Below are 21,779 nucleotides of genomic sequence, written 5' to 3'. Positions count from 1 at the left end.
ATTAAGGGAGGAATCGATGCGGGTCACTGCCGCCATCCATCGCGCTTTCGAAATCAGCCAGATCGACGACCGGCTGTATGCCGCCTTCATCGAACACATGGGCCGGGCGATCTATTCGGGCATCTACGAGCCGGGCCATCCGCAGGCGGATGCCCATGGCTTCCGCCGGGACGTGGCGCAGATGGTGCGCGACCTGAACATCCCCGCCATCCGCTATCCGGGCGGCAATTTCGTGTCGGCCTACAACTGGGAAGACGGCATCGGCCCCAAGGAGGACCGGCCCGTGCGGCTCGACCTCGCGTGGCGGTCGAAAGAGAGCAACCAGGTCGGCATCAACGAATTCGCCGTCTGGGCCGAGGAGCTGGGCCTCGACATGATGCTGGCCGTCAACCTCGGTTCCCGCGGCATCTCGGATGCGCGCAATTTCATGGAATACGTCAACCATCCCTCGGGCACCCATTGGTCGGACCTGCGCCGCAGCCATGGCGTGAACGACCCCTACAACGTGAAAATGTGGTGTCTGGGCAACGAGATGGATGGCCCCTGGCAGATCGGCCACAAGGAAGCCAAGGAATACGGCCGGCTGGCCGACGAAACGGCCAAGGCCCTGCGCCAGCTGACGCCGGGCGCCGAAATGATCGTCTGCGGGTCCTCCAACGATGAAATGCCGACCTATCCCGACTGGGAACGCGGCGTCCTGGAGGAATGCTACGAGAACGTCGATTACATCTCGCTGCACAAGTATTTCGGCAATTCCAGCCGCGACACGCTGAATTTCTTCGGCAAGGTCGAAGAGACGGGCCGTTACATCCAGGCCATCGCCGGGGTGATCGACTTCGTGAAGGCCAAGAAGCGGGCGAAGAACGATGTTTACATCTGCTTCGACGAATGGAACGTCTGGTATCACAAACGCGAACAGGATTCCCAGAACTGGAAAAGCTGGGACTGGCCCGAGGCGCCCGCCCTGCTGGAAGAAGATTACAATTTCGAAGATGCGCTGTTCATCGGCTGCCTGCTGAACGAGTTCATCCGCCGGTCGGACCGGGTCAAGATCGCCTGCATCGCCCAGCTGGTGAACGTCATCGCCCCGATCCGAGCCGAGGCCGGCGGGCCGGCCTGGCGGCAGACGATCTACTGGCCTTACCAGCTGGCCTCGCTCTACGGGCGCGGCACGGCGCTGCGGGTGTCGGTGGACGGGCCGACATACGATTGCACCGTGGCCGATGATGTCGATTACCTCGACGTGGCGGCCACCCATGACCAGGGCGCGGGCACGGTGACGGTCTTCCTGATCAACCGCCACCTGACCGAAGCGGCCGACCTGCGCATGGCCCTGACCGGGTTCGAGGGGGCCACGCTGATCGACCACCAGGTGCTTGCAGGCCACGACCTGAGGGCCACCAACGGCCCCGGCTCCGAGCCCATCGCGCCGGCGCCCGGACAGGGCCTGGCGGTCGAGGACGGCACGCTTGGCGGATCGCTGGCGCCACTGTCCTACCACATGGTGCGGCTGAAAGTGTAAACCATGTCGGGCGTGAAGCTGAGCAACGTGAAGAAGTCCTTTGGTGCCCATGATGTCATCAAGGACGTGTCGCTGGAGATCCCGAAAGGCGAATTCGGGGTCTTCGTGGGGCCCTCAGGCTGCGGGAAATCCACCCTGTTGCGCATGATCGCGGGGCTGGAGGACACCAGCGGCGGGCGCATCGAGATCGGCGGGCGCGACGTGACGGCGGTGGAACCGGCCAAGCGCGGCGTGGCCATGGTGTTCCAGAGCTACGCGCTCTATCCGCACCTGTCGGTGGCCGATAACATGGGCTTTTCGCTGTCGCTGGCCCGGGCGCCCCGCCATGAACGCGAGGAAAAGGTGCGCGAGGCCGCGCGCATCCTGCAACTGACCGACCACCTGGACAAGAAGCCCTCGGCCCTGTCGGGCGGCCAGCGCCAACGCGTGGCCATCGGCCGGGCCATCGTGCGCGAGCCGGAGGTGTTCCTGTTCGACGAACCGCTGTCGAACCTCGATGCCGAGCTGCGCGTGCAGATGCGGCTGGAACTGTCCCGCCTGCACAAGCAGATCGGCGCGACGATGATCTACGTCACCCACGACCAGGTCGAGGCGATGACCCTGGCCGACGACATCTTCGTGCTCAAGGGCGGCCACGTGATGCAGGCCGGCCGGCCGTTGCAGCTGTACGACGATCCGGACAACCGCTTTGTCGCCGGGTTCATCGGCTCGCCGGCGATGAATTTCGTCGAGGCGGTGGTCACGGCCACCGATCCCCAGGGCTTCACGGCCGAGGCCATGGGCGGGGTGCTGACGGCCCGGCTGGACGGGCCGAAACCGGCGCAGGGCGCGGATATCGTGCTGGGCGTGCGGCCCGAACACCTGGTGCCCGTCGAAACCGGCGGCCTGCCGGTGACCGTCGAGGTGGCCGAGGAGTTGGGCGGCAATTCCTATGTCCATGCCCGGTCGACCACCGCGGCCGACATCGTATTCGAACGGCGCGGCAGCCGCGACCGGCTGGAAGGCCAGGCCCTGCGCATCGGGGCCGCGCCGGAACATGTATTTGCCTTCACGCCCCAGGGCGAAAGGCTGCGTTAGGCCTGCACGACAGCAGACCACAAGGGAGGGGGCGCGCCATGGGCGCACCCGGTCATAGGAGGAAGACCGACATGAAATTCAAGACATTGGCGCAAGTCTCTGCCATTGCAGCAATAACCGGGCTGGGCCTGCCGGCCTTTGCCCAGCAGACCGTGACCTGGTGGGATTTCTTCGCCGGCGGCGACGGCGTGCGGATGAAGGCGCTGATCGACCAGTTCAACGCCGAACATGACGACATCGAGATCGAGGCCACGACGCTGGAATGGGGCGTGCCCTTTTACACCAAGATCCGCACCTCGGCCGCTGTCGGGCGCGGGCCCGACCTGATGACCTATCACCTGTCGCGCATGCCCCTTGGCCTGAGCGAAGGCGTGCTGACCCCGATCACCGCCGAGGACCTCGAAGCCGGCGGCATTGCCGAGGGCGATTTCTTTGCCGGGGCCCTGGACAGCGCCAAGGGCCCGGACGGGCAGCTGTACGCCGTGCCCTTCGACATCCATTCCATCGTGCTCTACTACAACAAGTCCTACCTCGAAGGGACGCGGTTCCTGGACGATGACGGCAACCTGACCGGCATTTCCAGCGTCGCCGATTTCGAAGAGGCCCTGGCCGCGGCCAAGGAGAACGGTGCCGAAAGCCCGGTGACCTATGCCACCGGCGATGACGGCGGGGTCTTCCGGGTGTTCTACACTCTGCTGTCGCAGCAGGGCGGCACGCTGATCTCCGACGACGGCGAGGTCCTGCCCGGCGACAGCGCCGAAAAGGCCGTCAAGGCCGTCGAGATCATGACCAAGTGGCACGACGAAGGCTGGCAGCCGGAACAGGCGCTCTACGAGGCCTCGGTCGCGCTGTTCACCTCGGGCAAGAGCGCGTTCCAGCTGAACGGCGTCTGGGAAGTGCCGACGATGAACGACCTGGCGGCCAATGGCGACCTGGGCTTCGAATGGGGCGCGGTCGAGATCCCGCAGCTGATGGACAGCCAGACGACCTGGGCCGACAGCCATGCCTGGGCGATCCCGGTGCAGGGCGACGAGGCAATGGACCCCGACAAGCGCGCGGCGGTCATGCAGGTCATCGGCTGGATGGAAAAGCATGCCATCCAATGGGCCGATGCCGGCCATATCCCGGCCTACAAACCGGTGGCGGAATCCGAGGAATTCAAGGTGATGGAGCCCAACGCCACCTATTCCACCCTGGCCTCCAAGGCGACCTACGATCCGCGTTCCGAAGTGGCCGGCGTGGCCTCGCCCGCCTATGATGCCGCGCAGAACATCATCTCGCCGGCGATCCACGGCTACCTGTCGCCCGAAGACGCCGTCGCCCAGATGAAGGGCGAGCTTGAAAGCCGGATGAAGTAAGACGGTCGGGCGGCCGCGCCCCCGTGGCCCGGCCGCCCGGTTCGCAAGGAAGGGTGTTCAACAGATGTCGATGATCCGCAACAACCGGCGGCACAGGCTGGTGGCCTATTCGCTGATCCTGCCCTTCGTGGCGATCTTTGCCCTGGTCTTTGCCTACCCGGTGATCGAGGTCATCCGCCTCAGCTTCACCGACGCCCCGCTGATCGGCGGCGGCGATTGGGTGGGGCTGGACAATTACAAGCGGCTGCTGTCCGATCGGCTGTTCTATACCTCGCTGAAGAACAACGGCTATTTCGTCCTGCTGACCGTCGTGCCGACGACCGTCATCGCGCTGCTGATCGCGCTGGCCGTCAACCGGCTGTCGGGGCGGATGCAGGCCCTGGCCCTGGTGCTGTTCTTCACGCCCTACGTGCTGCCCGTGTCCGTGGTCACCCAGATCTGGGCCTGGATGCTGGATTTCCAGTTCGGTATCCTGCAGCCCGTCCTGGAGTTTTTCACCGGCAAGCCGGTGCCCGTGTTCAAGAACCCCTTCTGGGTCATGCCCGCCGTGGCCGTTGTCACGATCTGGTGGACCAACGGGTTCAACGTGCTGCTGTTCATCGCCGGGCTGCGCAACATCCCCGAAGAGCTTTACGAGGCGGCCAAGCTGGACGGGGCGACGTCGCGCCAGCTGTTCTTCCGGGTGACCTGGCCGCTGCTCTGGCCCGTCACCGCGCTGGTGCTGACCCTGCAGCTGATCCTGCAACTCAAGATCTTTGACCAGGTCTACCTGCTGTCCGAGGGCGGGCCCTTCAATTCCAGCTATGTTCTGCTGCTGATGGTCTACCGAGAGGCGTTCCAGCTGAACAACGGCGGCTATGCGGCGGCGATCTCGCTGGTGCTGTTTCTGATCATCGTCGTCGTGTCCGTCCTGCAATTCCAGATCCTGCGCATCGGAGGCCGTGACAAATGACCCCCATCCGCCGCATCGAGAACCTGGCCCTGACCTGCATCACGATCTTTGCCGGGCTGCTCTGGATCTTCCCGCTCTACTGGGCGTTCAACACCTCGATCCGCTCGGAAAACCGGGTGGTGTCGGACGAGGCCGGGCTGATCCCCGACGAGTTCAACCTGTCGTCTTACGTCGACGCGCTGTTCAACACCTCGCTGATGGATTGGTACATCAATTCCATCGGCACCTCGGTGATCATCACCTTCATCGTGCTGCTGACCGGCATGATGTGCGCCTATGCGCTCAGCCAGATGCAGTTTCCCGGCCGCAAGGCGCTGTACATGATCGTGCTGGCCAGTTTCATGGTGCCGGCCCAGGCGCTGGTGGTGCCGCAATTCGTGCTGATGAACGATCTCGACCTGATCAACCGCTGGGGAGGCATCATCCTGCCGCAGCTGGTCGTGCCGGTGGTGATCATCGTCTACAAGCAGTTCTTCGATGCCGTGCCCAAGGAGATGAAGGAAGCCGTGGTGCTGGATGGCGGGGGGGATTACACGCTGCTGTTCAAGGTCTACCTGCCGCTGAACTGGGGCATCACCACGGCCCTTGGCATCATCACCTTCATCATGTCGTGGAACGCCTTCCTGTGGCCCTTCCTGGTGATCACGACCGAGGACATGATGACCATTCCCGTGGGCATCACCCAGGTCAACGATGCCTTCGGCGTGGCCTATGCACGGATCATGTCGGTGGCCCTGCTGGCCGCGGCCCCGGTGGTGATTGCCTACCTGATCTTCCAGAAACGCGTGACCGAGGCCGTGATGATCTCGTCGGGCGTCAAGGGTTAGGGACCTCCGAACGCCCTGCCCTGCCAGCGCCCCGGCTGCCTTCCGCCGGGGCGCTTTTTCTCGGTCCAACATGAGACGGGCGCGCGCCTGCCCGTGGGGTGGCGCTTCTGCCCGTTGAGGTCGTCACTTTATCGCTGTGATGTGCCTGTGACATGGATGCGGGTGCGCTAGGGTGTCAAAGCGCCAGCCCGCCGGGACAGGCAAGCATTCGCCCGGCGCGCTTGCCTTCGGGCGGGTCGCCGCCTGGGTCCAATGCCAAACGCCCTGCCCGTTCGGACCCGTCATCACATCACGGCTTCAAAGCTGCTCGGCAATTGCCGCCTTGTCGATCACCGACCAGACCCGGGCAATCCGCCCCTCCCGGAATTCATAGAAGACGTTTTCGGCAAAGCGCACCCGCCGCCCGTCGACCGCCAACCCGAACAGCTCTGCCACGGGATGGCAATCGAACAGCAGCCGCGCGGCCACCATCGGCCCGTCGGTCATCAGCATGTCGATGTTGAACCGCAGATCGGGGATCGCCTGCACATCGGCCTCCAGCATCCCGCGATAACCGCTCAGGCCGAAACGCCGGCCGTTGTGTTCGACCTCGGCGGCCACGTGCTCGCCCAGCCCGGCCCAGTCACGGCGGTTGAGGCAATCGATATAGGCCCGGTAGGCCCCGGCCAGATCATCCGTCATCATTCCTGTCCTTCGCGCCGTCCGTCAGACCTTCAGCGTCGGCAGCCCCAGGTCGAACACCGTTGTGCCCTTGCTGTCCAGCAGGGCCGTGTCGACCAGTTCCGTCATCAGCCGCCGGGCGCCGATGGCATCGCCAGCCTCGATCCGTTCAAAGACCGCGGCATGTTCGTTGACCGGGTTGCGCGTATGCGGGTTGGGCATGTCGCGATAGCGGAAGGCCGTTGTATAGGCCACCGCCGCGCAGATGCCGGATTCCAGCGACAGAAGAACCGGGTTGTGCGAGGAAATCAGGATCGCCCGGTGAAAGCTGGCATCAGCCATGTGCCAGCTGTCCTCGGTCATGTCGCAATAGCGCATCGCATGCAGGGCCTCGCGGAACAGCTGCAGATCCGCCTCGGTCCGCCGTTCGGCCGCAAAGGCCGCGGCCGGCGGTTCGATCATCGCCCGCATTTCATAAAGCGAGCGGATGTACCAATCGGGCGGCGCGCCGCTTTCAAAGCTCCAGCGCACGACATCCGGGTCCAGCAGCGACCATTTCTCGCGCGGGGCCACGCGCGAGCCCGACCGGGTGCGCGTGATCACCATGCCCTTGCCGGCCAGCCGCCGCAGCGCCTCGCGGTAGGCGCCCCGGGACACGCCGGTTTCGGCGATGAAATCCATCTCCTTGGGGATCGGCTGGCCCAGGCCATAGACCCCGGTCACGATCTGCCGACCCAGCCAGTCGGCAATGGATTCATTCTTGCGCTGTTCGGGGCGCGCGTTGGCATCAAAGGGTTCGGCCGCGCGGGAAGACGTCTGGGACATGGGCCCAGTCTAGCCCGCCCGCCTGCCCCGGCAAAGCCGCATTCGCCCGGTTTCCCCGGCCTGACCTTGCGCCATTCAGCCGCGCAGGTGCCGGGCCAGGAAATCCAGCATCCGGGGCACCACCTGCGAGACATCGCCATCGGGAAAGCCGTGTTCGGCCCCGTCCACGGGCTGCAGCTCGACCGGCACGCCGGCCGCGGCCAGCGCGTCGCGCATGTGCTCGGCATGGTCATAGGTCACGATGCTGTCGGCCGTGCCGTGCTGGATCAGACAGGGCGCGGCACCCGGCCCGGCATGGGTCACGGGCGAGGCCATGCGCGCCTCGGCCTCGCCGGCGCCCGGCCCGCCCAGCAACCGGCCCACGGCATTCTCCGGGTCCTTGACCCGCTCGGCCAGCGACCGGCCCTGGTAGGGGATCATCAGGTCGGCCGGCCCGTACCAGTCGACCACCGCCTGCACCTTCGACGCCACGCCGGTCACGCCGATGTCACCTTCCAGCGCCTCGGGCCGGTCGACCCCCAGCAACAGCGCCAGGTGGCCGCCCGCGCTTTCCCCCAGCGCCGCGAACCGCGCCGGGTCCAGCCCGAAATGCGCCGCGTGATGGCGAAAGAACCGCACCCCCGCCGCACAATCGTGGATCTGCATGGGAAAGGCGCCCTCGCCCACCATCCGGTAGGCCAGGTGGGCCACCGCATAGCCCTGTTCCAGCAGTGTCTCGAACACCCGCATCTCGCGCCGGCGCGGGCTGAGCACCGCCGGATGGCCGGTCATCCAGCCGCCGCCATGGATATGCAGCACCAGCGGATGCGGCCCCTCGCCCCGAGGCAGGGTCAGGCTGCCGACCAGCGGCCGCCAGCCGGGGATCTCGGCCAGGAACAGCCGGGGCCAGTGGCGCAGCCCGTCGTCGGTCGGGTGCATCTCGTTGAGGCAGCGCGTCCAGTCGCTGCCCGCCTCGTTGGTTCCATCCAGCACGACCATGGCTCAGTCACACCCCAGCGCGGCGGCCCCGGCCCGGGCACAGGCCTCGTCGAGATCGGCGGCCGCCCCGCCGACGCCCACCGCGCCCAGCAGCACGCCGTCGCGGATCAGGGGCACGGCGCCCCGGGCATAGATCATGTTGCCGCCTTCCAGCTCGGCGATCCGGCCCATCACGACCGATTCCGGCGGGATCGACCCGCTGGGCACCCGCGTCGCGGCCGAGGTCAGCGCCTTGCCCTGCGCGCCGTGGATGCTGGCCCAGTTGCTGCCGTCCATCCGTTCGAACGCCATCAATCGCCCGCCCGCGTCACAGACGGCAATGCAGACCGAAATGCCCAGCGAAGAGGCATGGTCGCGGGCCGCAGTCAGGGCAATCCGGGATTGGTCAAGATTTAGGCTCATGGCGGATACGGGCTCGCGCTAACTGTTGCAGGGGTCAGTGTTCTTATTGACAACATTTGTTCGCAATCGCAACGTCGATGCAATGACAGACCTATAAATCAACAGGGATAGACATGACGGGACTTACACGGCGGGCCGTTCTCGCATCCACGCTCGGCACTGCATTGCTGTCGACACTGGGCACCCGGGCCCTGGCCCAGGCCAGCGGCCCGGCCGTTCTGAAGATGGCCGGCACCAAGGCCAAGACACGGCTGGATCCGCATATCGACGTGGCCTGGGAAGTGCTGATGATCCTGTCGGCCATGTACGACACCCTGGTCTACCAGGCCGAAACCGGCGAGATCGTGCCCGGCCTGGCCGAAAGCTGGACGATTGCCGAAGACGGCATGAGCTATGATTTCGTGCTGCGCGAAGGCGTGACCTTCCACGACGGCACCCCCTTCGATGCCGAGGCCGTCAAGTTCAACATCGAGCGCATGCAGGCGCTGGGGCCGAAATCGCAAAAGGCCGCCTCGCTTGTGGCCGACGTGGCCGCGGTCGAGGTGATCTCGCCGACCGAGGTACGCATGGTCATGGCCCAGCCCAATGGCGGGCTGCTGTTCAACCTGTCGCTGACCTACACGGCCATGGTCTCGCCCACGGCGGCGGCCGAATATGGCGATGAATACCACATGCACCAGGCCGGCACCGGCCCCTACATGATGACCGAATACGAGGTCAGCGATCACTACCTGCTGACCAAGAACCCCGATTACACCTGGGGCCCGTCGATCTATGACGGCACCGGCGCGGTCGAGGCCATCGAATGGCGGTTCCTGCCCGAGGCGGCCAGCCGCTCGGTGTCGCTGATGGCCGGCGATTTCGACGTGGTCTTCGACCTGCTGCCCACCAGCCTGTCGCGCATCGAACGCTCGGACGAATACGAAGTCCTGATCACCCACCTGTCGGGCCAGCCGACCTATTGGTTCCTCAACACCGAACTGGCCCCCACCGACGATCCGATGGTGCGCAAGGCCATCCTGCAGGCTGTCGACATGGAGGCCGCCGTCGGGTCCATCATGCGCGGCATCGCGCCCGCCGCCTCTGGCCCGCTGTCGGCCGTGACCCCGGAATTCGCCCCCGATCTCAAGGGCATGTACAGCTATGACCCCGATGCCGCGGCCAGCCTGCTGGAAGAGGCCGGCTGGGTCACCGGGGCTGACGGCGTGCGCGAAAAGGACGGCCAGAAGCTGGTCCTGAAGGTGCAGATGGCCGGCTGGGGCTCGTCCGAGCCGTTCTCGGTCTACCTGCAATCCGAGCTGCAGAAGATCGGCTTCGCCGTCGAGCTGGAGATGATGGCCTGGGCCGTCAGCCTGGAGGCCGGCAAGAACGGCACCCACAACATGCTGTTCACCGGCGGCTCGGGCTTTGCGGCCTCGGATTCGCTGCTGCCCTATTTCCTGTCCGAAAATGCCGACGGCGGGTTCAACTTTGCCAAGGTGCGCAGCCCCGAACTGGATGCCCTGCTGCTGGCCGCCCAGGCCGAGACCGATGCCGACAAACGGCTTGACCTTTACCAACAGGCGCAGGTCATGATCATGGACCAGGCGGTGATCCTGCCGATCTACGATTATGCCGTGGCCATCGGCGCGACGGCGGCGATGAAGGATCTGAGCTTTGGTGTCACCGGGCTGGTCCCGGCTGTCTACGACGTTGACCTTTAAAGGAGAACGGGCCTCGTGCTCAGGTTCCTGATCGGACGTATCCTGTCGGCCATCCCGGTGATATTCGGGGTGGTCACATTGTCTTTCCTCATCCTGCACATGCTGCCGGGCGATCCGGTGACGGTGATGCTGGCCCGTTCGGGCGCCACGCCCGACCAGATCGAGGCCCTGCGCGAAGAGCTGGGGCTGAACCTGCCCCTGTTCCAGCAGTACCTGGCCTACCTGGGCAACGTGCTGACCGGCGATTTCGGGCGGTCCATCGTGTCAAGCACGCCGGTGATCGACATGGTCATGGACAACCTGCCGCCGACCCTGCTGCTGACCTCGCTGGCCATGGCCGTGGCCGTGCCGGTGGGCATCGTCATGGGCGCGCTGGCGGGCGTGTTGCGCAATTCCTGGCTGGACCGGTTTGTCATGGCCTTTACCGCCGTGTCGGTGTCGATGCCTGCCTTCTGGATCGGGCTGATGCTGGTCATGCTCTTTGCCGTCCAGCTGGGCTGGCTGCCCGCCGCCGGCCAGGGCTCGCCCGAGGCGCTGATCCTGCCGGTGCTGGCCCTGTCGCTGGGCGCGATTTCGACCGTGGCGCGGGCCACGCGGACCAATATCCTCGACGCGCTGAAACAGGATTACATCCTGACCGCGCGGGCCCAGGGCAAATCCGACGCGGTGATCCTGTTCCGCCATGCCCTGCCCAATGCGCTGGTGCCCGTGGTGACGATGATCGGGCTGCAGTTCGGCTGGCTCTTCTCGGGGGCGTTTTTCATCGAGGCCGCCTTTTCCCGCAAGGGGCTGGGCACCGTGCTGGTCGACGCGATCAACGGGTCCGATTTCCCGCTGGTCCAGGGCGCGGTCCTCTTCACGGCGCTTTTCTATGTCGTGCTCAATATCCTCGTCGACCTGGCCTATGCGCTGATCGACCCCAAGATCCGGTTCGACTGATGACCAGCCTTGCCACCAACCCGCCCGCCACCCATCCGCTGATGGGCTTTGCCCGCGACTGCTGGCGCCACCGCACGGCGCGCTATGCCCTGCTGACGCTTTTCATCCTGGCCGTGCTGGCCGTTCTGTCGCCGCATATCGCGCCCTATGATCCCTATGAAACGCGCATCCTCGACAGCATGCTGCCCCCCAGTGCCGAACATTGGATGGGCACCGACCTTGCCGGCCGCGACATCTTCAGCCGGATCCTGACCGGAGCACGGATCTCTCTGGTGATCGGGCTTTTTGCCGTGGCCATTTCGGTCACCGTGGGCTGCACCATCGGGCTGATTTCGGGCTATTACGGCGGGCGGCTGGACAATATCGTCATGCGCCTGATCGACGTGATGATGTCCTTTCCCGGCGTGCTGCTGGCCATGTCGATCGTGGCCGTCCTGGGCACCGGTCTGGTCAATGTCATCATCGCCGTGGGCATCGGGGGCATCACCGAGTTTGCCCGTGTCAGCCGCGGATCGGTGCTGGCCATCAAGGAAGAGGTCTATGTCGATGCCGCCCGGGCCACGGGCTGTTCCGACCTGCGCATCATCTTCCGCCACGTGCTGCCCAATGCCTTTCCGCCGATCCTGGTGCTGGCGTCGATGTCCTATGGCTGGGCCCTGCTGAGCGCCACCGGCCTGAGCTTCCTGGGCCTGGGCGCCGCGCCGCCGGCCTCGGAATGGGGGGCGATGCTGTCGGACGGGCGCAATGTCATGTGGGACGCGCCCTGGGCGGCGATCTTTCCGGGCATTGCCATCCTGATCACGGTGCTGGCCTCGAACCTGCTGGGCGATGCCATCCGCGACATCATCGACCCCAAGATCAAGGTCTGAGCCCATGGACCCCGTGACCCCGCCCCCCTCGCAGGGGGCGCAATACCTCGTCCGCGCGGGTCTGATGATCACCGATCCGGGCAGCAATGCGCCAGTGCTGGTCGACCACGGGCTGCGCGTCGAGGGCACGACCATTGCCGAGATCGCGCCCTTTGCCCGGCTGGCCCGCGACTGGCCCGGGCTTGATGTGCTGGGCGATGGCGAAACCATCCTGCTGCCCGGGCTGATCAATGCCCATGACCACGGGCGCGGGGTGTCGCCGCAAAGCCTGGGCATCGATGATGACCTGCTGGAGCCCTGGATCCTGAACCTGTCGCGCATGCCCGCGCTGGACGCCGAGACCGACACCGCCCTGTCGGGCCTGCGCCAGATGCAGACGGGCATCACGACGACGATCAACAGCTATTACCATCCGCAGAACGACAGCGCGGCGATTGCGGCGGTGCGCCGGGGCTATGCCCGGGCCGGGCTGCGCGCGGGGCTGGTGCTGAGCGCGATGGACCGGCCGGCCTCGGCCGACCTGATGGCCCGGGCCGCCGCGCGGCTGTCGCCCGAGCTGGCGGCCGAGCTGGCCGCGGAACGGGCCGGTCGGCCGGCCTTTGACATGGATGCCTGGGCCGCGGCCCTGCGCGGCGCGGCGGCCGAGCGCATCGGGCTCAGCTGGATGATGGCCGGGGTGATCTCGGCCCATTGGAGCAGCGATGCCCAGATCCAAAGCGTCGAGGCTCTGGCCCATGAGCTGGGCCTGGCCGCGCAGATGCACCTGCTGGAAAGCCGTTACCAGGCCCGCGACAATGCCCGGGCCGCCGGCGGATCGGTGGTGCGCCATCTCGACGGGCTGGGCGTTCTGCGCCCGGGGCTCAGCTGTGCCCACGGGGTGCAGCTGACCGGGGACGACATGGCCGTGCTGGCCCGCAACGGGGTGGCCGTGGTGCACAATCCCAGTTCCAACCTGCGCCTGCAAAGCGGCATCGCGCCGGTGCCGGCGATGCTGGCTGCCGGGGTCAACGTGGCGCTGGGGCTGGACAGCATGGGGCTGGATGACCGCACCGACATGTTCCAGGAAATGCGGCTGGCCCATCGGTTGCATGGCCGGCTGAGCGGGCGGCAGGTGCTGGCCATGGCCACCACCTCGGCCGCCGGGGCGATCGGGCGGGACGATATCGGGCGGCTGGCGCGGGGGATGCAGGCCGATCTGCTGCTGGTGGATGGCAATGCCCGGCCGGCGCCGGGGCTGGCCGCGGCCGAACGGGCCTGCGACCGGCTGGTGCTTTACGGCGAACCGGCGGCGCTGCGCGAGCTGGTGATCGCCGGGCGGCGGGTCATGCCCGGCGGGCGGCATCCGACGCAGGACGCGGACGCCCTGCTGGCCCGGCTGGACCCGCCGGCGGCCCGGGGTGATGCGCGGCTGGCCCGGCTGATGGCGCCGTTGCACGCGATTTTGGGTGAGGAGCAGGCCGGGGGATAGCCCTTGGTCGGTCTGGGCATCAGCGCGGCCATCAACCGGGCGCCAGCGCCGCGCAGGCCAGCACGAAGCCCGCCAGCGTATCCGCGCCCGAGCTGTGACCCGGCGCCATGACCCGGGCGACAGATGCGGGCGCCGAGTCGGGCAAGGCCCGCACCAGGTCATGCCATCCCGCCGGGCCATGCCCCTGCGCGGCGGCCATCAGAAAGGCGGCGGACAGGCTTGTCGTGCCCTCGCGGGCTGCCGCGCCGACAACCCGCCCATGCATGGCCGCGTGCCGGGGCGCCAGGGCGTAGAGCGCCATCAACGCCCCGGCCAGCAGGTCATCGCCCGCCGGGGTCAGCCCCGGCCCCGCCCCGATCAGCGCCTGCGTGGCCTCGGCCGTCAGGTCGGGCGCATCCGCCGCAATCCCCCGGGCCAGGAAGTCCAGCGCCTCGGGTCGGGGAGCCGCCCCCAGCACCGCCCGCAACAGCGCCGACTGGTGAGGCACCGCCCCCGCCCGGGCCGCCAGCGTCGCGGCGATGCGGCCGGGATCACCCGCTCCCGCCGGCAGGGCCGAGGGCCAGGCCGGCACGCCGTCCAGCACGATCCGCCCGCCCCCCGATTGCACCATCCCGGCGCCGAATTCCCCGGCGCCCAGCCAGCCGGGCAAGGCCGGCAGGTGCAGGGTCAGCGGCCCCGGGGGCTGGTCGGCCAGGGTCACGACCAGCACCGTGCCGGCCAGATCCAGGTAGACATGGCGATCAAACCGCGCCAGCATCCCCACCGGCCCGGCCCGCCCGGCCAGAAGCCCGGCCACATGGCTGCCGATCCGTGCTGCACGGATCACCGGCCCTTCCCCGCAGATGCCCACCTGTCGCCCCCTGCCGCTTGCAATTGTTCGCATAATGCACAATAGTTTTCGGGATTGAAACAGGTCGCAGCAGAACGCCCCGCGAAGGGCCGGACGGCAACAGGCCCCGACAGGCGGGGCACCGGCAGCGCCATGACCACCAGGACGAGACCCGACGCCCATGACGACGCCCGACACGACGCCCGATCCCGCCCCGGCCAAATCCTCCAGGTCGAAACCCTCCAAGGCCCGGACCACCACCAAGGCCAAGCCGAAGGACACCAAGCCCAAGGAGCTGATCGGCTCGCTGGTGCACGGGCTGAACATCATCCGCGCCTTCGACAAGGCCAACCCGGAAATGACCATGACCCAGGTTGCCGAAAAGACCGGCATGGACCGGGCCGGCGCCCGGCGGTACCTGCTGACCCTGGCCGACCTGGGCTATGTCCACCAGGACGGGCGGATCTTTCGCCTGACGCCCAAGGTCATGGAACTGGGGTATGCCTACCTGTCCTCGGTGCCGCTGGCCGAAAAGGCCCAGTATTTCCTCAACCGCATCCGCGACCGGTCGGGCTTTCCGGTGGCCCTGGCCATCCGCGACGAGGATTTCATCGTGCATATCGGCTCGGCCAATACCGATGAATTCCACTCTCCGGCCCTGACCATCGGCCGGCGCTTCCGGCTGGCCTATTCCTCGGCCGGGCGCTGCATCCTGGCCCATTCGTCCGAGGAAGAGCTGGACCGCACGCTGGCGCGGATCGACATGACCCCGGCCTCCGAGCTGAGCATCACCACCGAGGCCGAGCTGCGCGCCGAGCTGGCGCGCATCCGCAGCCAGGGTTACGCGCTGGTCGACCAGGAAATGCAGATGGGCATCCGCTCGCTGGCCCTGCCGGTCTTCAATGCCCGGGCCGAGATCGTCGGGTCGATCAACACCTATACCTTTGCCGGCGTGACCTCGATCGACGAGATGATGGACGGCGCCCTGCCCGAGATGAAGCTGGGCGCCGAGGAACTGACCCGCACGCTGACCTGACCTGACCTGACCCGCGCACTGACCTGACCTGACCGGCGCGGTCCCGGTCAGGCGAAATGGCAGGCGGCCAGGTGGCCGCTGTCGCGCGTTGTCAGCCGGGGGGCCTCGCTCCGGCAGCGGTCCTGGACCAGCGGGCAGCGGTCGCAGAACCGGCAGCCGGCGGGCAGGTCCAGCGGGCTGCCCAGCTCGCCCCGGATGCCTTCGACCGTGGCCTTCTGGCCGGCGGTGACCTGCGGCACGGGCACGGCCTTGAGCAGCGCGCGGGTGTAGGGATGGCGCGGGTTGTCGTAGATCTGATCGGCCCGGCCCAGTTCGACGATCGTGCCCAGGTACATCACGGCCACCCGGTCCGACATGTGGCGCACCACGGCCATGTCATGCGAGATGAACAGGAAGGTCAGGTCTTTCTCGCGCTGCAACCGCTTGAGAAGGTTGATGATCTGGGCCTGGATCGACACGTCGAGCGCCGAGATGCTTTCGTCGAGCACCATGAAATCCGGCTCGACCGCCAAGGCCCGGGCGATGCCGATGCGCTGGCGCTGGCCGCCCGAGAATTCATGCGGATAGCGGGCCATGGCCGCCCGGTCCAGCCCGACCAGGTCGAGCAGTTCGGCGATGCGTGCCTCGCGCTCGGCGCCACTGGCCAGCCCATGCACGGCCAGCGGCTCGGCCAGGATGTCACGGACCTTCATGCGCGGGTTCAGCGAGGCATAGGGATCCTGGTAGACCATCTGCATCCGCCGGCGCATCCGCCGCATCCGCCCCCGGCCCAGCCGGCCCAGGTCCTGGCGGTCGAACATGACCCGGCCGGAGGTCGGTTCGGTCAGGCGCAGGATGGTGCGCCCGACGGTCGACTTGCCACAGCCGGATTCACCGACCAGCCCCAGCGTCTCGCCGCGCAGGATGTCAAAGGTCACCCCGTCCACCGCGCGCAGCTTTTGCGGGCCGCGGGCCGACAGCGCCCCGCCGCCCACGTCGAAATGGACCTCGAGGTCCTGGATCTCGAACAGCCTGTCCATGGTCATGCGGTCCTTGCGCCTTCGGGATGCCAGCAGCTGGCCATGTGCGAGGCGCCCTCCACGGCGGCGCCGGGGGCCTCGCCCGCCGGCGGGGCCAGGTCGGCCAGCTCGGGGGCATTGGCCGCGCAGGTCTCGGTGGCCCTGGCACAGCGCAGGCGAAAGGCACAGCCCTCGCCGGCCTGGCCGCCCGAGGGCAGCGCCTGCAATTCGCCGGTGGGCGCCATGTCGACCCGGGGCATCGAGGCCAGCAGGGCCCGGGTATAGGGATGGCCGGTGCGGTTGAAGATGTCGTCGGCGCTGCCGCTTTCGATCATCCGCCCGGCGTACATGACGATGACCCGGTCGGCCAGCGCGGCGACCACGCCCAGGTCATGGGTGATCCAGATGATTGCCAGGCCCATCTCGGCCTGCAGCGCCTTGACCAGTTCGATGATCTGGGCCTGGATCGTCACATCCAGGGCCGTCGTCGGCTCGTCGGCGATCAGCAGGTCGGGTTCGCAGATCAGCGCCATGGCGATCATCACCCGCTGGCGGATGCCGCCCGACAGCTGGTGCGGATAGCTTTTCATCCGCTCGGCCGCCGCCGTGATGCCGACCTTTTCCAGCACCTCCAGCGCCCGGTCCCGCGCCGCGGCCTTGCCCAGGCCCAGGTGTTCGACGGCCAGGTCCGACAATTGCCGGCCCACGGTGATCAGCGGGTTCAGCGCGGTCATCGGGTCCTGGAAGATCATCGCGATCCGCCGCCCCCGGATGCGCCGCATCTGGCGGTTGCCCAGCCCGGCCAGCTCGGTGCCGTCAAAGACGATGCTGTCGCAGGCCCGCCGCCCCGGGTCGCGCACCAGGTCCAGCAGGCCCAGCACGGCATTCGACTTGCCTGAGCCGCTTTCGCCCACGATGGCCACGATCTCGCCCGGGGCCACGTCGAAAGACAAGCCCCGCACGGCGCGCACGGCGTCCGGCCCGGTGCCGAAGGTGACGTCGAGGTTACGGACGCTGAGCAGCGGGGGCATCGGGAGAGACCTCCTGGCAGGTGTCGCTGAAGGCGCGCAGGGCATCGGCAAAGCAGCCGAAGGGCGCGCGGGTCTGGCCGGCGCCGATCACGCCACCCTTGCGATGGGCAATGGCGGTATCGATAACAGGGGTGATCCGGGTCTGCACGACCTTTCGGATGTCGATGCCCACCGGCGCGCCGGCGAAATCCAGCGGGGCGATCTTGAACTGGGTCAGCCGGCCCTGGGTGATCTGGGCCATCTCGTCGACCATGGCCGTGGCCCGGGCAAACGAGCCGGCAACGAATTGCTGCAGCACCGGGGCCGCGGCCTGGGCATGGCCGCCCAGCCCGATGGTTTCCATGATCGCGCTGTCGCCGATATCGGGCACGGCATCGTCATCGCCCCATTCCGACGAGAAATACAGCCCTTCGATCCGGTTGGCCGGGGCGGTGAACCAGCGGTCTCCCGTGGCGCTGACCCGGATGCCGAACTCGACGCCGTTGCGGCACATGACCGTGACGATGGAACAGTCGGGAATGCCGGAGATGGCCGCGCCCATGGCCTTGGCCGCGGCCATCGACAGGACCAGCGAGACCTGTTCGTTCTCGCGGAAATAGGCCAGCACCTCGCCCAGCCGGTCGGGCGGGCTGGTGCGGATGAGGTCCTGGACCAGGGCGTTGAGCAGCAGCAGCGTGCCAGCGGCGTTGCGGTTGTGGCATTCGTCGCCCATTTCCAGTGCCCGGCCCATCAACGGCTTGACCGGCAGGCCGCCACGGGCACGGATCGCCGCGCCCAGGGCCGGGCCGAGCACCTCTTCGAGCCAGCGCCAACGCTTGCGCGCCTCGGCATTGTAACGGTCGCGGTCCTGCAGCCCGGCCGCCGGACCCTGGAACAGCTGGGAACAGCCGGTCACGTCATGCACCGGGTCATGGACCACGGCCATCGGGCTGGAGGCGCTGGTGATGCCGGCCATGCCGCCCACCGCGCCGTACTCGTGGCAGGGCGCAACGGTGATGGCGCCGTCGAGGATCAGCGCCTCGGCCCCGGCCTCGTCGCGGGCCAGACCCTCGTGCAGCACGGCCTGCACCACGCCCATCTTCTGCGGGCCGCACATGTCGTCCCAGGCAATCGGCGGACCGGCGTGCAGAACCGTCGTGCGGGTCATGCCCGGCAGCACGTCGATGGCCGGGCGCACGTCGGTCCAGACCGGGTTGGCCGCCTCGATCCGGGCCATGGCCAGGCGGTTGGCCGCGGCGATGCGGTCCTTGAGACTCATGCCCGCCCGCTCAGCCATGGGCCGCCCCGAAGGCCTTGAGCGCGTCCCTGAAACAGCCCATCGGCGCGCGCACCTCGCCGGCCCCGATCAGGCCGCCGTCCTTGTGGGTGATGGCCGTGTCGAGCAGCGGGGTGATGCCGGTCTTGACCACCTTGCGGATGTCGATGCCCAGCGGTCCGGGCGCGAAATCCATCGCCGGGATGCGCACGTCGGGATTGTCGCCCTGGCAGATCTGGCGCATCTCGGCCGTGTTGGCGATGGCCTGGGCCAGGTCGGCCTGGACATACTGGGTGACCGTCGGCGCGCAGGGCTGGATGAACCCGCCCAGCCCCACCGTTTCGGTGATGGCACTGTCGCCCAGGTCCGGCGCGGCATCCTCGTAGGACCACTCGGCCCGGAAGAACAGGCCCTTGACCTCCATCGCCGGAGCGGTGAACCAGCGGTCGCCCAGGCCCGAGACCTTGATGCCGAAATCGACGCCGTTGCGGGCCATGGCGGTGACCAGCGTGCAATACTCGATGCCCTCGGCGGCCATCAGCATCGACTTGGCCCCGGCCATGATCGCATGCAGCAGGAAATGTTCGCTTTCGACCAGGAAGCGGATCGAGGCGCGGATGTCGTCTTCGGCCATGTCCAGCGCGGCCATCGGCCCGTAGAGATCGCGCAGGAAGAGCGCCGTGGCCGCGACCGAGCGATTGTGGCATTCGTCGCCCATCTCGACGGCCCGGCCGACAATGGCCTTCAGGTCGATCGGCCCGGCGGCGGCAAGCGCGGCCTTGAGCACGGGGGCAAAGACCCGGGCCTGCCAGGTCAGCATGTCCAGGACGTCCTGGTCCCAATAGCCCCATTTCAGCAGGCGCAGCCCGCCGCCCTCGGCGATGCAGGAATAGGCCCGGGTGCCGAAGGCCGCGTTCTCGACGACCAGCATGGGCGTCGAGGCCGAGGTGATCCCCGCCCCGGCGCCGACGGCATCGTGGTGATGGCAGGGCGTGGTCAGGATCTCGCCCGAGCGGATGCGGGCCTCGGCCTCTTCGGGATCGGCGGCCAGCCCTTCCCAGATCGCCGCACCGATGATGCCGTTGCGATGCGGCCCGCACATGTCGTCCCAGGCGATGGCCGGGGCGGAATGCAGGATGAGGTTGGGTTTCATCCCCGGCAGGACATCGAGCGCGGGGGCCACGTCGATCAGGCGGGGCTTGCCCTGGCGGAGGATGTCAAAGGCCTTGGCATTGGCCTCTTCGATGCGGGTCTTCAGGTCGGTCATGGGGGCTCCGGTCTGGGCGGGGCCGGCCGCGGCGGGCCGGTGGCAATTGGAAAGGGGCGTGCGGCGGGACGGTCAGATCAGGCTGTCGAGCAGCGACATCAGGTCGTCGTCGGGCGTCTCGGGCGGCGACCACAGCACCTGGATCACCGGCACATCCTGGGCGGCCAGGGCTTCGGCGAAGAGATCGACGCCGATGTTGATGACCCCGGGCGCGGTGTCGGGAAGGGCCGCGACGGGTGCGGGTTCAGGCGGTTGCGGCATGGTGTGCCTCCATCATGCGGGCGGCCAGGGCCACGGCTTCGGCATTGTTGCGGGCGACCAGGGCCCCGGCCCCGGTCAGGGCGGCGATCTGCTCGTCGAGCCCTTGCGGGTCGCCGCGCGTGCCGCAGAGCGTGACCACGACCGGCAGGTCGCGCCCGCCGGCGGCGGCCAGGGCGCGGGCCTCGGCCAGGGTGGCGGCCAGGGTCGCGCCGGGGTGGTCATGGGCGCCGTAGCCGATGACCAGGTCCATCAGGAGCAGCGCGGTTTCGGGATCGGCGGCCTCGGCCAGGATGCGCCGGTTGCGCGTGTCGGGATCGATCATCGGATGCGCCCGGCCCTGGGTGAAGGCATCTTCGCCCAGGTCGACAACCGTGTGGCCCTGGCTGCGGAACGGATCGTCGAGGCCAAGCGCCCCGCTGCGCAGGTTGGACCGGATCGGGCCGAGCCGGTCGCCCAGCAGGGCCAGCGCCTCGTAGGCCAGCGTGCCCCCGGCATAAAGCCCGCGCAGATAGCGTTGTCCCGCCGCCGGGGCGGCCGCCGCGATCCAGGCCTCGGCGCCTTCGGCCGCGGGCAGATCTCCGGGCCGGCCGGCCAGCTGCGCGGCCAGGCGCGCGGCCTCGGCCAAGGTAGAGGCAAAGCGCAGGTTGCCATCGGCCGCCCGGGCCGGCGCGCCGACGAAATTCACCACCACCGGCTTGCCCATCGCCCGGCACCGGTCGAGCACCGCTTCGGCCACCTCGGGCGCCGGCGGCTTGGAAGTCACCACGACAACCTCGGTCGCCGGGTCGCCGGCCAGCAGGTCGAGCGCCTGCATCATCGTCCGCCCGCCGATCGCCGCCGACAGGTCGCGCCCGCCGGTGCCGATGGCCTGGCTGATGCCGCTGCCCATGGTGTCGAGCAGCGACGAAATCTCCTGCATGCCCGTGCCCGAGGCCCCGGCAATGCCCACCGGGCCGCGCGCCACGCGGTTGGCAAATCCCAGGGCCGCGCCGCCGATGATCGCCGTGCCGCAATCGGGGCCCATGACCAGGAGGCCCTTCTCGCCGGCGATCTCCTTGAGGCGCAGCTCGTCCTCGACGGGCACGTTGTCGCTGAAGAGAAAGACGTGCAGCCCCAGTTCCAGCGCCCGCCTGGCCTGGCCAAAGGCATGGGCCCCGGGCACCGAGATCGCCGCGATCCGCGCCTCGGGCGCCGCGGCCCGGGCGGCATCCAGCGTGCGCGGGCGCACCTGGGCGGCGCCGGAGCCGGCCTGTTCGGTCAAGGCGGCCTCGGCCGCGCGCAGGGCCGCATCGGCCGCCGCCTCGTCCTCGGCCACCAGCGCCACGACCAGGTCATCGGGCCGGGCGGCCTCGGCCTCGGGGGTCAGCAGGCCCGAGCCGGCCAGGATCTTGCGGTTGTTGGGCGTGGCCATCATGACCATGGCCTCGGTCACGCCCGGTTCCAGCCGGACGGCCTGGGACACCCGCATCAGGCGGACGGAATCGTGGTATTCGCGGGGACGGATGATGACCCGTGTCGCCAT

At 68.0% G+C, this 21,779-nt stretch carries 21 protein-coding genes; 10 read left to right on the top strand and 11 right to left on the bottom strand.

The window, feature by feature from the left end:
* The first annotated feature begins 16 nt into the window (after window positions 1-16).
* The 5 genes from ACK3BB_RS12920 (at window position 17) to ACK3BB_RS12900 (ending at window position 5,736) form a co-directional block, all read left to right on the top strand.
* On the top strand, window positions 17-1,522 hold the full coding sequence (locus ACK3BB_RS12920) for an alpha-N-arabinofuranosidase (RefSeq protein WP_428925053.1): 1,506 nt from the start codon (window positions 17-19) through the stop codon (window positions 1,520-1,522).
* Between the two features lie 3 nt (window positions 1,523-1,525).
* Complete coding sequence (locus ACK3BB_RS12915) at window positions 1,526-2,599, top strand: ABC transporter ATP-binding protein (RefSeq protein WP_428925052.1); 1,074 nt, start codon at window positions 1,526-1,528, stop codon at window positions 2,597-2,599.
* 71 nt (window positions 2,600-2,670) lie between these two features.
* Window positions 2,671-3,957 carry an extracellular solute-binding protein gene (locus ACK3BB_RS12910; protein WP_428925051.1) on the top strand — a complete coding sequence of 429 codons (1,287 nt, stop codon included), beginning with the start codon at window positions 2,671-2,673 and terminating at the stop codon, window positions 3,955-3,957.
* A gap of 64 nt (window positions 3,958-4,021) precedes the next feature.
* Entirely contained in the window at window positions 4,022-4,909 is an 888-nt protein-coding gene (locus ACK3BB_RS12905) for a carbohydrate ABC transporter permease (RefSeq protein WP_428925050.1), read from the top strand.
* Window positions 4,906-5,736: a carbohydrate ABC transporter permease gene (locus ACK3BB_RS12900; protein WP_428925049.1), complete on the top strand. Its 831-nt coding sequence runs from the start codon at window positions 4,906-4,908 to the stop codon at window positions 5,734-5,736. The genes ACK3BB_RS12905 and ACK3BB_RS12900 overlap by 4 nt, the downstream gene beginning before the upstream one ends.
* 297 nt (window positions 5,737-6,033) lie before the next feature.
* On the opposite strand, the gene ACK3BB_RS12895 is transcribed toward ACK3BB_RS12900, so the two are convergent.
* From ACK3BB_RS12895 to ACK3BB_RS12880, 4 genes are all read right to left on the bottom strand, one after another.
* Entirely contained in the window at window positions 6,034-6,417 is a 384-nt protein-coding gene (locus ACK3BB_RS12895; protein WP_428925048.1) for an ester cyclase, read from the bottom strand.
* Between the two features lie 24 nt (window positions 6,418-6,441).
* Window positions 6,442-7,221 carry a FadR/GntR family transcriptional regulator gene (locus ACK3BB_RS12890; protein ID WP_428925047.1) on the bottom strand — a complete coding sequence of 260 codons (780 nt, stop codon included), beginning with the start codon at window positions 7,219-7,221 and terminating at the stop codon, window positions 6,442-6,444.
* A gap of 75 nt (window positions 7,222-7,296) precedes the next feature.
* The gene (locus tag ACK3BB_RS12885) at window positions 7,297-8,193 is read right to left on the bottom strand and encodes an alpha/beta hydrolase fold domain-containing protein (protein ID WP_428925046.1); all 897 of its coding nucleotides are present in this window, start codon (window positions 8,191-8,193) and stop codon (window positions 7,297-7,299) included.
* Window positions 8,194-8,202: 9 nt separating this feature from the next.
* Window positions 8,203-8,601, bottom strand: a complete 399-nt coding sequence (locus ACK3BB_RS12880; RefSeq protein WP_428925045.1) for a GlcG/HbpS family heme-binding protein — start codon at window positions 8,599-8,601, stop codon at window positions 8,203-8,205.
* 113 nt (window positions 8,602-8,714) lie between these two features.
* Here ACK3BB_RS12880 and ACK3BB_RS12875 point away from each other — a divergent pair, with 113 nt between their 5' ends.
* Genes ACK3BB_RS12875 through ACK3BB_RS12860 form a run of 4 tightly spaced genes read left to right on the top strand, consistent with a single transcriptional unit; the run spans window position 8,715 to window position 13,580 of the window.
* A complete protein-coding gene (locus ACK3BB_RS12875; RefSeq protein WP_428925044.1) occupies window positions 8,715-10,304 on the top strand; it encodes an ABC transporter substrate-binding protein in 1,590 nt (529 codons plus the stop codon).
* Window positions 10,305-10,319: 15 nt separating this feature from the next.
* Window positions 10,320-11,243, top strand: coding sequence for an ABC transporter permease (locus ACK3BB_RS12870; protein ID WP_428925043.1), 924 nt, complete (start codon window positions 10,320-10,322; stop codon window positions 11,241-11,243).
* Window positions 11,243-12,112, top strand: coding sequence for an ABC transporter permease (locus tag ACK3BB_RS12865; RefSeq protein ID WP_428925042.1), 870 nt, complete (start codon window positions 11,243-11,245; stop codon window positions 12,110-12,112). The genes ACK3BB_RS12870 and ACK3BB_RS12865 overlap by 1 nt, the downstream gene beginning before the upstream one ends.
* A 4-nt stretch (window positions 12,113-12,116) precedes the next feature.
* The gene (locus ACK3BB_RS12860; RefSeq protein ID WP_428925041.1) at window positions 12,117-13,580 is read left to right on the top strand and encodes an amidohydrolase family protein; all 1,464 of its coding nucleotides are present in this window, start codon (window positions 12,117-12,119) and stop codon (window positions 13,578-13,580) included.
* Window positions 13,581-13,611: 31 nt separating this feature from the next.
* Here ACK3BB_RS12860 and ACK3BB_RS12855 read toward each other — a convergent pair whose 3' ends face one another.
* Window positions 13,612-14,406: a DUF2877 domain-containing protein gene (locus tag ACK3BB_RS12855; protein ID WP_428925040.1), complete on the bottom strand. Its 795-nt coding sequence runs from the start codon at window positions 14,404-14,406 to the stop codon at window positions 13,612-13,614.
* Between the two features lie 184 nt (window positions 14,407-14,590).
* Between ACK3BB_RS12855 and ACK3BB_RS12850 the strand changes: the two genes are divergently transcribed.
* Window positions 14,591-15,445, top strand: a complete 855-nt coding sequence (locus ACK3BB_RS12850) for an IclR family transcriptional regulator domain-containing protein (RefSeq protein WP_428925039.1) — start codon at window positions 14,591-14,593, stop codon at window positions 15,443-15,445.
* Window positions 15,446-15,492: 47 nt separating this feature from the next.
* On the opposite strand, the gene ACK3BB_RS12845 is transcribed toward ACK3BB_RS12850, so the two are convergent.
* The 6 genes from ACK3BB_RS12845 to fdrA form a co-directional block, all read right to left on the bottom strand.
* The gene (locus tag ACK3BB_RS12845; RefSeq protein WP_428925038.1) at window positions 15,493-16,464 is read right to left on the bottom strand and encodes an ABC transporter ATP-binding protein; all 972 of its coding nucleotides are present in this window, start codon (window positions 16,462-16,464) and stop codon (window positions 15,493-15,495) included.
* A 2-nt stretch (window positions 16,465-16,466) separates the two neighbouring features.
* Entirely contained in the window at window positions 16,467-17,474 is a 1,008-nt protein-coding gene (locus ACK3BB_RS12840; protein WP_428925037.1) for an ABC transporter ATP-binding protein, read from the bottom strand.
* Window positions 17,449-18,732 carry a DUF1116 domain-containing protein gene (locus ACK3BB_RS12835; protein ID WP_428925036.1) on the bottom strand — a complete coding sequence of 428 codons (1,284 nt, stop codon included), beginning with the start codon at window positions 18,730-18,732 and terminating at the stop codon, window positions 17,449-17,451. Before ACK3BB_RS12835 ends, ACK3BB_RS12840 begins: the two co-directional genes overlap by 26 nt.
* Before the next feature lie 10 nt (window positions 18,733-18,742).
* On the bottom strand, window positions 18,743-19,996 hold the full coding sequence (locus ACK3BB_RS12830) for a DUF1116 domain-containing protein (RefSeq protein WP_428925035.1): 1,254 nt from the start codon (window positions 19,994-19,996) through the stop codon (window positions 18,743-18,745).
* A 72-nt stretch (window positions 19,997-20,068) separates the two neighbouring features.
* The gene (locus ACK3BB_RS12825) at window positions 20,069-20,257 is read right to left on the bottom strand and encodes a hypothetical protein (RefSeq protein ID WP_428925034.1); all 189 of its coding nucleotides are present in this window, start codon (window positions 20,255-20,257) and stop codon (window positions 20,069-20,071) included.
* Window positions 20,241-21,779: an acyl-CoA synthetase FdrA gene (fdrA, locus tag ACK3BB_RS12820; protein ID WP_428925033.1), complete on the bottom strand. Its 1,539-nt coding sequence runs from the start codon at window positions 21,777-21,779 to the stop codon at window positions 20,241-20,243. Before fdrA ends, ACK3BB_RS12825 begins: the two co-directional genes overlap by 17 nt.

Source organism: Marinibacterium sp. SX1 (genome assembly GCF_050389775.1).
Classification (GTDB): domain Bacteria; phylum Pseudomonadota; class Alphaproteobacteria; order Rhodobacterales; family Rhodobacteraceae; genus Marinibacterium.
The sequence above is the reverse complement of the archived record's forward strand: the minus strand, read 5'-3'. Positions and strand labels throughout refer to the sequence as shown.